This is a genomic window from Streptomyces boninensis (assembly GCF_048572725.1).
GTDB lineage: Bacteria > Actinomycetota > Actinomycetes > Streptomycetales > Streptomycetaceae > Streptomyces > Streptomyces boninensis.
This window is the reverse complement of sequence record NZ_CP183837.1, coordinates 7,946,456-7,961,330: the sequence shown is the minus strand read 5'-3', so window position 1 is coordinate 7,961,330 and position 14,875 is coordinate 7,946,456. Positions and strand designations below refer to the sequence as shown.

Here is a 14,875-nt window from a genome sequence, read left to right as displayed (position 1 = left end):
GAAAACTCCTCCTTGACGGTGCGCCTACCTGACCACGAGTGATCATCACGCGCCTCCGAGTTCCTTGTTGATAAAGTCGAGCACCTCGTCCGCGGAGGCGTCGTCAAGCTGCCCGGTTACGGTTTCTCGTCCGGTGTCGCTGGGGGCGGCGGACTCACTGGATCCGCCGCTGCGCAGCCAGCGGGAGAGCATGGTCTGCATGCGCTCGGTGATGTCTTGGCGTACATCGCCGCCGTCCTCGATTGACTGCAGTGCGGTGGCCAGTTGATCCAAGGCATCCAATACGGGGTCGCCTTGTCCTGCGCCGGTTGAGCCCAGGAGTTCCCCGCGAATGAATTCCGCCAGGGCGGCTGCGTTGGGGTAGTCGAAGACGAGCGTGGAGGGCAGCCGTACCCCTGCCGCGTTCGCCAGCCGGTTGCGCAGCTCGACCGCGCCGACCGAATCGAAGCCGAGGTCCTTGAAGGCCCGTTGTGGCAGCACGTCCTCGGCCGACGCATGTCCGAGCACCGCGGCCGCATGGCCACGTACCAGCTGCGTCAGCTCCTGCAGCTGCTCACCCTCGCCCATGCCGCGCAGTCGGATCGCCAGCTCCGAGGCGCTCGGGTCACCGGCAGCACCATCGGCCGTACCGGATTCGGCTGCCAGGACCTCCCGCACCTCGGGCAGCCCCGACAGCAGCGGGCTCGGGCGGTAGAGGGTGTAGGTCGGTACGAACTGCTCCCAGTCGAAGCCGGCGATCGCCAGCGCGCCTTCGTCAGCGTCCAGCGCCTGGCCCATGGCGCGCATCCCGCGTTCGGCATCGATGCCCGCCATCCCGAAGTCCAGCAGCCGCTCTCCGCCGCCGCCGACGGCCGCCATGCCGACGCCGGCCCAGAGACCCCAGGCGATCGAAGTGGCCGTCAGGCCCCGGGCGCGGCGGCTGTCGCAGAGCGCGTCGAGGTAGGCGTTGGCCGCCGCATACGCGCTCAGGCCGCCGCTGCCCCACGTTCCCGCACCGGACGAGAACAGGACGAAGGCGTCCAGATCCCGGTCGGCGGTGAGCTCGTCGAGTACCGCGGCGCCGCCGGCCTTGGCTCCCAGCACATACGCCAGCTCAGCCGCTCCGACCTCCTCCACCGGCCTGCGGTCGCCCACGCCGGCCGCGTGCATCACCGACGACAGCCCGGCACCGGACGCATCGATCCATCCGAGCAACGCACCGGTTGCCCCACGGTCCGCGATGTCGGCGGCGACCACATCCACCGCCGTTCCGGCCGCCGCAACCGATGCCGCCAGCTCGGCCACTCCGGCAGCCCGCGGTCCCGACCTGCTGGTGAGCACCGCCCGGGCAGCACCACGCTCGGCCACCCAGCCGGCGGTGATCGCGCCGACTCCGCTGGTGCCACCGGTGATGAGCACCGCACCGCGCGGAGCCCATGCCTCGCGTACAACCGGCCGGGGCGCGTGCTCCAGCCGCCGCCCGAGTACGCCACCGGTACGGATGGCGACCTGGTCCTCGCCGCCATCGGCAAGCACGGACACCAGCCGGACGCCGGCCCGCGCATCCCACACCGCGGGCAGATCGATCAGACCACCCCAACGCCCGGCCAGCTCCAGACCGGCCACCACGCCAAGGCCCCATACCTGCGCCTGAGTCAGGCTGACGACCGGGTCGTTCGCCCCGGTGCCGACCGCACCCCGCGTCAGCACCCACAACGGAGCCGACACCCCGGCGCCGCCAAGGGCCCGTACCAGCTCCACCGTCGCCGCCAGCCCCGCAGGAACCCCCGGATACTCCGGATGCGTCGCCTCACCCATCGCCAACGCCGAGACCACACCCGCCACATCAGCGACATCGCTCGCAGCAACCTGTTCCGGCCCCGCAACAGCCACAACCTCGGCGCCACGCTCGGCCAGCACCGCCGATACGGCCTCGGCGTCGGCACCATCGCCGACCACCAGCCACCGCCCCGACAGCACCGCCGCGGACTCCGCGACCGACGCCCACCCGACCCGATACCGCCAGTCCGCGACCGTCGCGTCGGCCCGTTCCCGCAGACGCCAGTCGGTCAACGCACCCAGCGTGCTCTCGGCCGGATCCACCCCGAGCAACTCCGCCAGCGAGCCAGCGTCACCCTGCTCGACAGCCGCCCAGAAACCCGCCTCAGCAGGAGTGCTCCCGGCCGGCGACAGCGTCGCCGCCTGCTCGACCGGCTCCGGCCAGAAGTACCGCTCCTGGAAGGCATAGGTCGGCAACTCGACCGTGTCGCCGCCGCCCAGCACCGCCGCCCAGTCGACGGACACACCGCCCACGAACGCCTCGGCGAGGGAGGTCAGCAGGCGTTCCGTACCACCGTCATCGCGGCGGAGGCTGCCTACGGTGATCGGCGACCTCTCGTCCAGGCTGTCGCTGATGGCCTGGATCAGCACTGGGTGGGGGGACGTTTCCACGAACACGCCGTGGCCGGCTTCACCGAGGATGCGGATGGCCTGGTCGAACTCGACGGGCTCGCGCAGCGAGGCGTACCAGTAGCCGGGGTCCATCTCCGGGCCGGCCAGCCACTCACCGCTCATCGCGGAGACCATCGGGACCCGCGCCGCGCCGGGAGTGATCCCGTCCAGCGCGTTCAGGATGGCGTCGCGGAGTTCGTCGACCTGCGGGCTGTGGGAGGCGTAGTCCACCGGGATCAGGCGTGTCCGCACCGACTCCCCGCAGGCCTCCTGCAGTTCCCGTAGCGCATCTGGCTCGCCGGACACCACCGTCGCCGACGGGCCGTTGACCGCAGCAATCGACAACCGCTCGCCGAAGGCGGCGATCTGCTCCCGGACCGCTGCGACGTGTTCGGCGACGGACAGCATCCCGCCCCGCCCGGCCAGCGCGGTCAAGGCACGACTCCGCAGCGCCACCACCTTCGCCGCATCTTCCAGTGACAGGATCCCGGCTACCGCAGCCGCCGCGATCTCGCCCTGGGAGTGGCCGACGACCGCATCCGGCTCGACGCCCGCGGCCTGCCACACAGCAGCGAGGGAGACCATCACCGCCCACAGCGCAGGCTGCACCACATCCGCAGCTTCGAAGCCGTGCCGTCCGGCCAGGACGTCATTCAGCTCCCACTCCACGTACGGAGCAAGAGCCTGCGCACACTCGGCCAGCCGCGCCGCGAAGACGGGCGAGGACTCGGCCAGTTCCCGGCCCATCCCGACCCACTGGCTGCCCTGACCGGGGAAGACGAACACGGTCCGCCCGATCCCGCCAGGCACTACCTCGCCGCTCACCACACCGGCAGCAGGCTGGTCGGTGGCCACCGCCGCCAGCCCCGCCAGCAACTGCTCCCGCTCAGCCCCCAGCACCACCGCACGGTGCTCGAAGACCGACCGCGACGTGGCCAACGACCAAGCGACATCTCCCACCGGCACCGCAGGCCGACCCACGACATGCTCACGCAGCCGCCCCGCCTGCCCCGCAAGCGCCACCGCACTACGACCCGACACCACCCACGCCGGAAGCGCCGACGCGAGTACGGGCAATGTCGAGGCATCCGCGATCTCAGGAACAGACTCCGGCTCCCCAACAACCGCCGGCGCCTCCTCCAGGATCAGGTGCGCGTTGGTACCGCTGATCCCGAACGCCGAGACACCAGCCCGACGCGGCTGCTCACCGGCCGGCCACTCCCGTTCCTCCTGGAGAAGGCGTACGTTCCCCGCCGACCAGTCCACATGGGTTGACGGTTCCTCGGCATAGAGCGTCCTGGGCAGGACACCGTTCCGCAGAGCCATCACCATCTTGATCACACCGGCGATGCCGGCCGCCTGCTGCGCGTGCCCGATGTTCGACTTGATCGACCCCAGCCACAGCGGCCGATCCGCATCCGCCCGCTCCTGCCCGTAAGTCGCCAGCAGAGCGCCGGCCTCGATCGGGTCGCCCAGCGACGTCCCCGTGCCGTGCGCCTCGACCACATCCACATCCGCGGCCGAGAGCTGCGCATTCGCCAGCGCCGCCCGGATAACGCGCTGCTGCGAGGGGCCGTTGGGCGCGGACAGACCGTTCGACGCCCCGTCCTGATTGATTGCGCCACCGCGAATGACGGCCAGCACCTGATGACCGTTCCGCTGCGCATCGGAAAGCCGTTCCAGCATCACCATGCCGGCGCCCTCGGCGATGCCCATGCCGTCGGCACCCTCGCCGAAGGCCCGGCACCGCCCGTCCGAGGACAACGCCCGCAGTCGCGAGAAGCCCACAAATTCCATGGGATCGGCCATCACCATCACACCGCCGGCCAGCGCCATCGTGCACTCACCACCGCGCAGCGCCGTAACCGCCTGATGCAGAGCCACCAACGACGACGAACAGGCCGTATCCACCGACACCGCCGGACCGACCAACCCCAGGGTGTAGGAGATCCGCCCCGACAGCACGCTCAGCGCATTACCCGTAATCAAATGCGCTTGAGTGTCCGGATCCCCATCCGCAGCAGTGATGTAGTCGGACGTGGTACCGCCCACGAAGACACCGATCCCGGAGCCCTTCAACGAACCCGGATCAATACCCGCCCGCTCAATCGCCTCCCACGACGTCTCCAGCAGCAGCCGCTGCTGCGGGTCCATTGCGAGGGCTTCACGCGGGCTGATGCCGAAGAAGTCCGCATCAAAATTCCCGGCTCCGGTGATGAAGCCGCCCTCGGTCACATAGGTGGAACCCTCGGCGTCCGGGTCCGCATCAAACAGCGCCTCGGCATCCCAGCCCCGATCCACCGGGAACCCGGAAACCGCGTCCCCACCCGAAGCCAGCAGCGACCACAATTCCTCCGGGCTACGCACCCCACCCGGATAACGGCACCCCATCCCCACAATCGCGATCGGCTCGGACGGCGCGGCTGCAGCCACCGTCACCGCCGACCCCGACCCCGCTGCGACGCGCTACCGAGCAGTTGGGTGAGGATCTCCTCAGCCAGCGCCGTGGGATCGGGATGGTCAAAGACCACCGTCGACGGCAACCGCACACCCGCCGAAGCATTCAGCCGATTACGAAGCTCGACCGCCGTCAGCGAATCGAACCCGACGTCACGGAACGCCCGCGCCGGCACCTCCGCCACCGACTCATGCCCAAGCACGGCCGCGGCGTGCGACCGCACCAGTTCGATGACCGTACGGCGGCGCTCGGCCTCCGAGATCGCGGCGAGGCGGGAGGCGTACTCGCCACGTCCGTCATCCCGGGCATCCGTCGATGTCGCAGCCGCGGTGTCGTCTTCGCGCGCCTCGGGGATGGTGTCCAGCAGCGGACGCGGACGAGCCATCCGGAAGACCGGCGCGAACTTCCCCCATTCGACGTCGGCGACCGCGATGAACGTCTCGTCCTCGGTGAGGATCTCCCCCAGCGCGGTCAGCGCCCGGTCGGTGTCCAGGAAGTTCATGCCCTGCCGCCGCAGCCGGCTCGGCGTGACCGCTCCCGCCCCCTGCGTCATCGCGGCATCGACGGCGTCCCAGTCGCGGGTATCCCACACGCCCCAGGCGATCGAGGTCGCCGGCAGCCCTCGGGCCCGACGGTCCTCGGCAAACCCATCCAGGAAGGCGTTGCCTGCCGCGTAGGCGCCGTGGTCGTTGCTGCCCCACGTGGCCGAGATCGACGAGAAGAGCACGAACTCGTCTACGTCCAGCGCGGCGGTGGCCTGGTCCAGATGCATCGCCCCGACCGCCTTCGCGCCCAATGCGGCGGCCAGGCCTTCGCGTTCGGTGTTTTCCACCCAGGCCAGGTAGGGTTGATTCGCCGAGTGCAGGACCGTCGACAGTCCCGGTCCGGATGCTTCGATCCAGGCCACCATCCCGGAGACCTGCTCCAGCGCCTGCAGATCGCAGCTGAGCACCTCGACATCCGTACCGTCGGCCGCGATCGACGCGGCCAGGCCGGCCACTCCGGGAGCCGACGGCCCGGAACGCGAGGTCAGCACCACCCGCGGCGCGTCACGGTCGGCGAGCCAGTCACCGACACTGACGCCGATCGAGCCCGTACCGCCGGTCAGCAGCACCGTGCCCCGCGGCGACCACGGCTGACGCTCCGCCGGCCTGGGCTCGGCCCGTACGAGACGCCGAACGAGAGGCGCGGACGCGCGCAGCGCGACCTGGTCCTCACGACCGCCGGCCAGCGCCGACACCAGCCCTGCCCCGGACCGGGCAGTGAACTCGGCGGGCAGATCGATCAACCCGCCCCACAGCTCGGGACGCTCAAGGCCGACCGCACGCCCCAGACCCCACACCGCGGTCTGCCCTGGCCTGGTCGTCACCTCACCCGCACCGGCCTGCACCGCACCCCGGGTCAGCATCCACACCGGAACCTCGGCCCCAGCCTGCTGCACCGCCTGGACCAGCTCCACCGTCGCCGCGATACCCCGCGCAATCCACGGGAACTCCGCATCCGGGGTCTCGTCCAAGGCCAGCAGCGACACCACACCCGCGGCTTCCGCGAGCACGGACGGGGTCAGCTCGTCGGGACCGGCGACAGTGACGACATCGGCGCCGTGACCGGCCAACGCCTCCGCGATCGCCGACCCGTCCGGATCGTCCCCGACCAGCAGCCAGGTCCCGGACAGCGCAGGCACTGCCCCGTTGGTGTCCAGCGGCTGCCAGGTGATCCGGTAACGCCAGTCATCCATGGACTTGCGCTGCGGAGCGGCCACCTCGGGCCAGAACCGGCGCTTCTGGAAGGCATACGTCGGCAAGTCGACGGAATCCCCGCCACCCAGCACCGCAGTCCAGTCGACGGCCACACCACGGACAAACGCCTCAGCGAAGGAGGCGAGCAGGCGCTCCACACCGCCGTCCTCGCGCCGGAGACTGCCCACCGCGACGGGGTCGCGATCCTGCAGGCTGTCGGCGATGCCTTGGACCAGCACCGGATGCGGGGACGCTTCTACGAAGACTCCGTGCCCGGCCTGACCGAGGATGCGGATTGCGTGGTCGAACTCGACCGGCTCGCGCAGCGAGGCGTACCAGTAGCCGGCATCCATCTCCGGCCCGGCCAGCCACTCGCCGCTCATCGCCGACACCATCGGAACCCGCGCCTCGCCGGGAGCGATCCCTTCCAGCGCGGCGAGGATGTCGTCGTGGAGCTCGTCCACCTGAGGGCTGTGCGAGGCGTAATCCACCGGAATCAGCCGCGTCCGCACGACCTCGCCACAGGCCTCCTGGAGCTCGCGCAGCGCGTCCGGCTCGCCGGAGACCACGGTCGCCGACGGGCCGTTGACGGCGGCGATGGACAGCCGTTCGCCGTACGAAGCGATCCGTTCCCGCACCGCTGCGACCGGCTCAGCGACGGACAGCATGCCCCCGTGGCCGGCCAGCACGGTCAGCGCACGGCTGCGCAGCGCCACCACCCGCGCCGCATCTTCCAGGGACAGGATCCCGGCAACCGCAGCCGCCGCGATCTCACCCTGGGAGTGACCGACGACCGCGTCGGGCTCGACTCCAGCGGCCTGCCACACGGCGGCCAGGGAGACCATCACCGCCCACAGCGCAGGCTGCACCACATCCGCGGCCTCAAACCCATGCCGACCAGCCAGGACGTCATCCAACTCCCAGTCGACATACGGAGCCAGCGCCCGGGCACACTCGGCCAGCCGCGCCGCGAAGACGGGCGAGGACTCGGCCAACTCCCGGCCCATCCCGACCCACTGCGAGCCCTGCCCCGGGAAGACGAACACCGTCCGCCCCACACCGACCGGCGACACCGAACCAGTCACCACACCGGCTGCAGGCTGGTTGGTGGCCACCGCCGCCAGCCCGCCGAGCAGCTCCTCCCGCTCGGCACCGAGCACCACCGCACGGTGCTCGAAGACCGACCGCGACGTGGCCAGTGACCAGGCGACATCCCCCACCGGCAGCCCCGGCCGACCCACCACATGCTCACGCAGCCGCCCCGCCTGCCCAGCAAGCGCGACAGCACTACGCCCCGACACCACCCACGCCGGAACCGCAGCAACCACCGGCAACGCCGGCGCATCCACGATCTCAGGAGCAGGCTCCGCCTCCGCCTCCTCGACGGCGACCGGCGCCTCTTCCAAGATCACATGCACATTCGTGCCACTGACCCCGAACGCCGAGACACCCGCCCGCCGAGGCTGCTCACCCGCGGCCCATTCCCGCGCCTCCTGAAGCAGCCGTACGTTCCCCGCCGACCAATCCACCTGGGACGACGGATCCTCGGCGTGCAGTGTCTGCGGCAGCCGGCCATGCTGCAGCGACAGCACCATCTTGATCACACCGGCGACACCCGCAGCACACTGCAAATGCCCGATGTTGGACTTCACCGACCCCAGCCACAACGGCCGATCCGCACCCGGCCGCTCCTGCCCATACGTCGCCAACAGCGCACCGGCCTCGATCGGGTCACCGAGCGACGTCCCCGTCCCGTGCGCCTCGACCACATCCACATCCGCGGCCGACACCTGCGCATTCGCCAGCGCCGCCCGAATCACGCGCCGCTGCGAAGGCCCATTCGGCGCCGACAGACCATTCGACGCACCATCCTGATTAACCGCACTGCCCCGAATCACGGCCAGGACCTGATGCCCGTTACGTTCCGCATCCGACAGCCGCTCGAGCAGCACCACCCCGGCGCCCTCACCCCAGACGATGCCGTCAGCGCCATCGGAGAACGCCTTGCACCGCCCGTTGGAGGCCATCCCGCCCTGCTCGGAGAACTCCATGAACGCCCCGGGTGACGTCATGACCGTGACGCCACCGGCCAGCGCCATAGTGCACTCGCCGGAGCGCAGCGCCTGAGCAGCCTGATGCAGCGCCACCAGGGACGACGAGCACGCGGTGTCCATCGTCACCGCAGGGCCGGTCAGCCCCAGCACGTACGAAATCCGACCAGAGGCAACCGAAGAGACGGTTCCGATAAGCCGGTAGCCATCCAGGCTCTTGTCATGGACCGGGAGGCTACTTTCGTAGCCCGAGTGGCTGGCGCCGATGAATACGCCGGTGGCCGAGCCGTGCAGCGACGAAGGAGCAAGCCCTGCCCGCTCGATCGCCTCCCACGACGTCTCCAGCAACAGCCGCTGCTGCGGATCCATCGCCAGCGCCTCACGCGGATTGATCCCGAAGAATCCCGGATCAAAATCGGCTACGTCATAAACGAAGCCGCCTTCCCGCACATAGGCGCTACCAGAGCGCACGGCCTCGCTGCCGAACTCCTCCTCGTACGCCTCCCAACCACGGTCGGTCGGGAATCCGGAAATCGCGTCCGTGCCGTTGGTCAGCAGCTCCCAGAACTGCTCCGGCCCCCGCACATCACCGGGATAACGGCAGCCCATCCCCACGATCGCGATCGGCTCACCACCAGCCGCGGCCACCACCCGCACCGCGCCCTCAGCCGAAGCCGAGTCCGAGCCCACGAGCTCATCGCGGATGAACTCCGCCAACGCCTCGGCATTGGGGTAGTCGAAAACGAGCGTCGAGGGCAACCGCACACCAGCCGCGGTCGCCAGCCGATTGCGCAGCTCGACCGCACCGACCGAATCGAACCCGAGATCCTTGAACGCCCGCTGCGGCAACACATCCTCAGCCGACGCATGCCCCAGCACCGCAGCCGCATGACCACGCACCAGCTGCGTCAGCTCCTGCCGCTGCTCACCGACCGACATACCCCGCAGCCGGACGACCAGCTCGGACCCGTCAGCCTCGGCGGCAATCTCTTCCCTGGCCTGGGCGGCCAGGACCGACCGCACCTCAGGCAGCCCCAACAGGAACGCGCTCGGGCGATGCAGGGTGTACGTCGGTACGAACTGCTCCCAGTCGAAGCCGGCGATCGCCAGCGACCCTTCGTCAGCGTCCAGCACCTGGCCCAAAGCGCGCATCCCACGCTCCGCGTCAATGCCCGCCATGCCAAAGTCCAGCAGCCGCTCCCCGTCACCGCCGGCCGCCATCCCGACGCCGGCCCACAGCCCCCAGGCGATCGAGGTGGCCACCAGCCCCCGGGCACGGCGGCTGTCACACAGCGCATCGAGATAGGCGTTGGCCGCCGCATACGCGCTCAGCCCACCACTGCCCCACGTCCCCGCACCGGACGAGAACAACACAAACGCATCCAGGTCCCGGTCGACGGTCAGCTCATCCAGCAGCGCGGCACCGCCGGCCTTGGCCGCCAGCACATACGCCAGGTCGGCCGCACCGACCTCCTCCACCGGCCCTCGGCCGGCGACCCCGGCGGCGTGCACGACCGAAGACAGCTCAGCCCCGGACGCGTCGATCCACTCCAGCAGCGCACCGGTCGCCCGACGATCCGCGATGTCGGCAGCGACCACCTCCACCGCCGTCCCAGCCCCCGCGATCGATGCCGCCAACCCGGCCACCCCGGCGGCGGCCGGACCCGACCGGCTGGTCAGAACCACGCTGGGAGCGCCACGCTCGGCCACCCAGCCAGCGGTGATCGCGCCGACCCCGCTGGTGCCACCGGTGACGAGCACCGAGCCCCGCGGAGCCCACGCTTCACGTACAACCGGCCGGGGCGCATGCTCCAGCCGCCGCCCCAGGACGCCACCGCGTACGGATCGCGACCTGGTCCTCACCACCATCAGCAAGCACCGACACCAGCCGGCCACCCGCCCGCGCATCCCACACTGCCGGCAGGTCGATCAGCCCACCCCAACGCCCGGCCAGCTCCAGACCAGCCGTCACGCCAAGACCCCACACCTGCGCCTGTACAGGACTGACAACGGGATCGCCCGCCCCGGTGCCGACCGCACCCCGCGTCAGCACCCACAACGGAGCCGACACCCCGGCATCACCCAGCGCCCGTACCAGCTCAACCGTCGCCACCACACCCGCCGAGACGACCCCATCTCCGGCGAGCACCTCCTCCGACAACGCCAACGCCGAAACGACACCCACCACATCAGCGGCATCGAACGAAGCCAGCTGCTCCAGGTCGTCAACGCCGGTGACCTCGGCACCACGCTCGACCAACACTGCAGCTACGGCCTCCGCGTCAGCGCCGCCGCCGACCACGAGCCACCGCCCCGACAGCACCGCCGCGGACTCCGCGACCGGCGTCCACCCGATCCGGTACCGCCAGTCCGCGCCCGCCGCGTCAGCCCGGTCCCGACGACGCCAATCGGTCGTCGGCTCCAGTTGCTCCGGCCAGAAGTGCCGCCTCTGGAAGGCGTACGTCGGCAGGTCAACGGTGTCCCCGCCACCCAGCACCGCCGCCCAGTCGACGGCCACGCCACGTACGAACGCCTCGGCGAACGAGGCCAGCAGCCGCTCCGTACCACCGTCATCGCGCCGGAGGCTGCCCACCGCGATCGGGTCGCGATCTTCGAGACTGTCAGCGATGGCCTGCACCAGCACCGGATGCGGAGAGGCCTCCACGAACACCCCGTGCCCGGCCTCACCCAGGACGCGGACCGCACGGTCGAACTCGACCGGCTCCCGCAGCGAGGCATACCAGTACCCCGCATCCATCTCCGGCCCGGCCAGCCATTCGCCGCTCATCGCGGAGACCATCGGAACCTGCGCCTCACCAGGAGCGATTCCGTCCAGGGCGGCCAGGATGTCGTCACGGAGCTCGTCGACCTGCGGGCCGTGCGAGGCGTAGTCCACCGGAATCAGTCGCGTACGCACCGACTCCCCGCACGCGTCCTGGAGCTCCCGCAGCGCCTCCGGCTCGCCGGAAACCACGGTCGCCGACGGGCCGTTCACGGCAGCGATCGACAGCCGCTCCCCGTACGAAGCGATCCGCTCCCGCACCGCCGCGACCGGCTCAGCGACGGACAGCATCCCGCCCCGGCCGGCCAGCGCGGTCAAGGCACGGCTGCGCAGCGCCACCACCTTCGCCGCATCCTCCAGCGACAGGATCCCGGCCACCGCAGCCGCCGCGATCTCACCCTGCGAATGCCCGACGACCGCATCGGGCTCAACGCCGGCCGCCTGCCACACAGCAGCAAGGGAAACCATCACCGCCCACAGCGCAGGCTGCACCACATCCGCGGCCTCCAACCCATGCCGACCGGCCAGAACATCGTCCAGCTCCCAGTCGACATAGGGAGCCAGCGCCTGCGCGCACTCAGCCAGCCGCGCCGCGAAGGCGGGCGAGGACTCGGCCAGCTCACGGCCCATCCCCACCCACTGCGAGCCCTGCCCCGGAAAGACGAACACCGTCCCCCCGGCCGTGCCCGACACCGTCTCGCCAGCCACCACACCAGCCGCCGGCTGTCCCGTCGCCACCGCCGCCAGCCCGGCCAGCAGCTCATCGCGCTCAGCGCCCAGCACCACCGCACGGTGCTCAAACACCGACCGCGACGTGGCCAGCGACCAAGCAACATCCCCTACCGGCAGCCCCGGTCGGCCCACCACATGCTCCCGCAGCCGCCCAGCCTGCCCGGCAAGCGCGCCCGCACTACGCCCCGACACCACCCACGCCGGAACACCCGACGCAAACACCGGCACCCCCGCCGGGTCCTCAGGAGCAGCCTCGGGCTCCCCAGCACCCCCCGGTGCCTCCTCCAAGATCACATGCGCATTAGTCCCGCTAACCCCAAACGACGACACCGCAGCCCGCCGCAGCCGCTCCCCCTCCGGCCACGCCGCACCCTCGGTCAGCAGCCGTACGCGACCGGCCTCCCAGTCCACCTCCGGCGTCGGAGCATCGACGTGCAGCGTCCTGGGCAGCCGCCCATGCCGCATCGCCTCGACCATCTTGATGACACCGGCGACCCCCGCAGCAGCCTGGGAGTGGCCGATGTTGGCCTTGATCGAGCCGAGCAGCAGCGGCCGGTCGTCATCCGGCCGCTCCTGCCCGTACGTCGCCAGCAGCGCCTGCGCCTCAATGGGGTCGCCCAGCGTGGTGCCGGTGCCGTGCGCCTCGACGACGTCGATGTCCGCCGCCGAAAGCTGCGCGCTGGCCAGGGCGTCCTGGATGACCCGGCGCTGGGCCGGCCCGTTGGGGGCGGTCAGACCGTTGGAGGCGCCGTCCTGGTTCACGGCGGAGCCGCGGACGACCGCGAGGACCTGATGGCCGTTACGTTGCGCGTCCGACAGCCGCTCCAGCATCAGCACGCCCGCGCCTTCGGCCCAGCCCGTGCCGTCGGCGGCCGCGGCGAAGGAGCGGCAGCGGCCGTCGGGAGAGAGGCCGCGCTGCTCGCTGAACTCGATGAATGTCTCGGGCGTGGCCATGATGCTGATGCCGCCGGCGAGGGCCAGGCTGCATTCGCCGCTGCGCAGGGCGTGGGAGGCCCACTGGAGGGCGACGAGTGAGGAGGAGCAGGCGGTGTCGATGGTGACCGCGGGGCCTTCGAGGCCGAGGGTGTAGGCGACCCGGCCGGAGACGAGGCTGCCGTCGCTGCTGGTGACGCCGTAGTCGTGGTACATGGAGCCGGCGAAGACGCCGGTGCGGCTGCCGCGCAGGGCGATCGGGTCGAGCCCTGCGCGTTCTATGGCTTCCCAGGTGATCTCCAGCAGGAGCCGCTGCTGCGGGTCCATCGCCAGGGCCTCGCGCGGGCTGATCCGGAAGAACTCGGGGTCGAACTGGCCGGCGTCGTAGAGGAAACCGCCCTCGCGGACATAGCTCTTGCCGGGCTTTCCGGGCTCGGGGTCGTAGAAGGCGTCGAGGTCCCAGTTGCGGTTGGCGGGGAACGGGCCGATGGCGTCGTGGCCTTCGTCGACGAGCGTCCACAGCTCCTCGGGGGTGCTGACGCCGCCGGGAAAGCGGCAGGCCATGCCGATGATCGCGATCGGCTCGGTGGCGAGGTCGGCTTCGGCGCGCAGGCTGTCGATGTCGCGGCGCAGTCGCTCGTTCTCGATGAGCGAGCCGCGCAGGGCCTTGATGATCTCTTCGGCCTTGGCATCCATCGCCGTCTCAGCCTCCACTCAGCGTCGTGGTCTGCGCGCCGGTCGCGCCAACCGAGTCAAGAAATGCGCCCAGCACGTCGGTGAAGCGTTCCGGCTCCTCGAACTGCGGGGCGTGGCTGGAGTCCTCGAAGATCTCCCAGCGGGCGTTCGGGATGAGGTCCTTGAAGGGCCGGACGGCGGTCGGGGTGGCCTCGTCATGGCGGCCGGAGAGGACCAGGGTGGGCACGTTGATGCGGTGCAGGTAGTCGATGACGGACCAGTCGCGCAGGCTGCCGATGACGTGGAACTCGTTGGGACCGTTCATGGTGTGGTAGACGGTCGGGTTCGCGTTGGTCTCGATGTACGTGGCCAGCAGCTGGGCGGGCAGCGGGTCGAGGCGGCAGAAGTGCCGCCCGTAGAAGACGAGCATCGCCTCGAGGTATTCGTCGGTGTCCGTGGTGCCGGCGGCCTCGTGGCGCCGCAGCGTCGCGTCGACGCCGTCCGGGAGCTGGGCGCGGAGCACGTCCATCTCGGAGCGCCACAGGGGGTACGAGGCGGGCGAGTTGGCGATGACGAGGCCGCGCAGCCCGGCGGGGCGGGCCGCGGCGTGGCGGGCGGCGAGCATGCCGCCCCAGGACTGGCCGAAGAGGACGTAGTCGTCGGCGATCTTCAGCTGGTGGAGCAGGTTGTCCAGTTCGTCGAGGAAGAGCTGGGGGGTCCAGAAGCCGGGGTCGGCGTCGGGCAGGTGGGTGGAGCCGCCGTTGCCGATCTGGTCGTAGTGCACGACGGGCCAGCCCTCGGCGGCGAAGTCGGCCAGGGGGAGCAGGTAGTCGTGGGTGGCTCCGGGGCCGCCGTGGGCGACGACGAGGGTGGGGCGGCCGGGTTCCGGGCGTCCGGTGACGCGGTACCAGGTGGCGTACTGCCGGAAGGGGACGGTTCCCTTTCTGAGCTGCGTTTCCAAAACCACCCCAGGTCGTGAAGGCGTCGGCAGGCGACGGCTATGTGGCTGGAACGGTACGCAGCACGGAAATCGACCCCCAACCCCTGATCCCCCCTAACCCCTTTCCGGTGGCGG

The 14,875-nt window shown here is 70.6% G+C and carries 4 protein-coding genes; all 4 read right to left on the bottom strand.

The features are described 5' to 3' along the window. Positions 1-45 precede the first annotated feature (45 nt). The 4 genes from ACNNMR_RS36215 to ACNNMR_RS36200 are packed head-to-tail and all read right to left on the bottom strand — an operon-like array spanning position 46 to position 14,761. The gene (locus tag ACNNMR_RS36215) at positions 46-4,821 is read right to left on the bottom strand and encodes a type I polyketide synthase (protein ID WP_420000607.1); all 4,776 of its coding nucleotides are present in this window, start codon (positions 4,819-4,821) and stop codon (positions 46-48) included. A 44-nt stretch (positions 4,822-4,865) separates the two neighbouring features. Continuing rightward, positions 4,866-10,439: an SDR family NAD(P)-dependent oxidoreductase gene (locus ACNNMR_RS36210; RefSeq protein ID WP_419998928.1), complete on the bottom strand. Its 5,574-nt coding sequence runs from the start codon at positions 10,437-10,439 to the stop codon at positions 4,866-4,868. 22 nt (positions 10,440-10,461) lie between these two features. Then, positions 10,462-13,821, bottom strand: a complete 3,360-nt coding sequence (locus ACNNMR_RS36205; protein WP_419998927.1) for a type I polyketide synthase — start codon at positions 13,819-13,821, stop codon at positions 10,462-10,464. Between the two features lie 7 nt (positions 13,822-13,828). Next, positions 13,829-14,761 carry a proline iminopeptidase-family hydrolase gene (locus tag ACNNMR_RS36200; RefSeq protein WP_419998926.1) on the bottom strand — a complete coding sequence of 311 codons (933 nt, stop codon included), beginning with the start codon at positions 14,759-14,761 and terminating at the stop codon, positions 13,829-13,831. Between the last annotated feature and the right edge of the window lie 114 nt (positions 14,762-14,875).

Excerpts from the sequence above, each read along its gene's own strand:
- ACNNMR_RS36215 (WP_420000607.1), bottom strand. The coding sequence starts at position 4,821 with ATGGGGTGCCGTTATCCGGGTGGGGTGCGTAGCCCGGAGGAATTGTGG.
- ACNNMR_RS36205 (WP_419998927.1), bottom strand. The coding sequence starts at position 13,821 with ATGGATGCCAAGGCCGAAGAGATCATCAAGGCCCTGCGCGGCTCGCTC.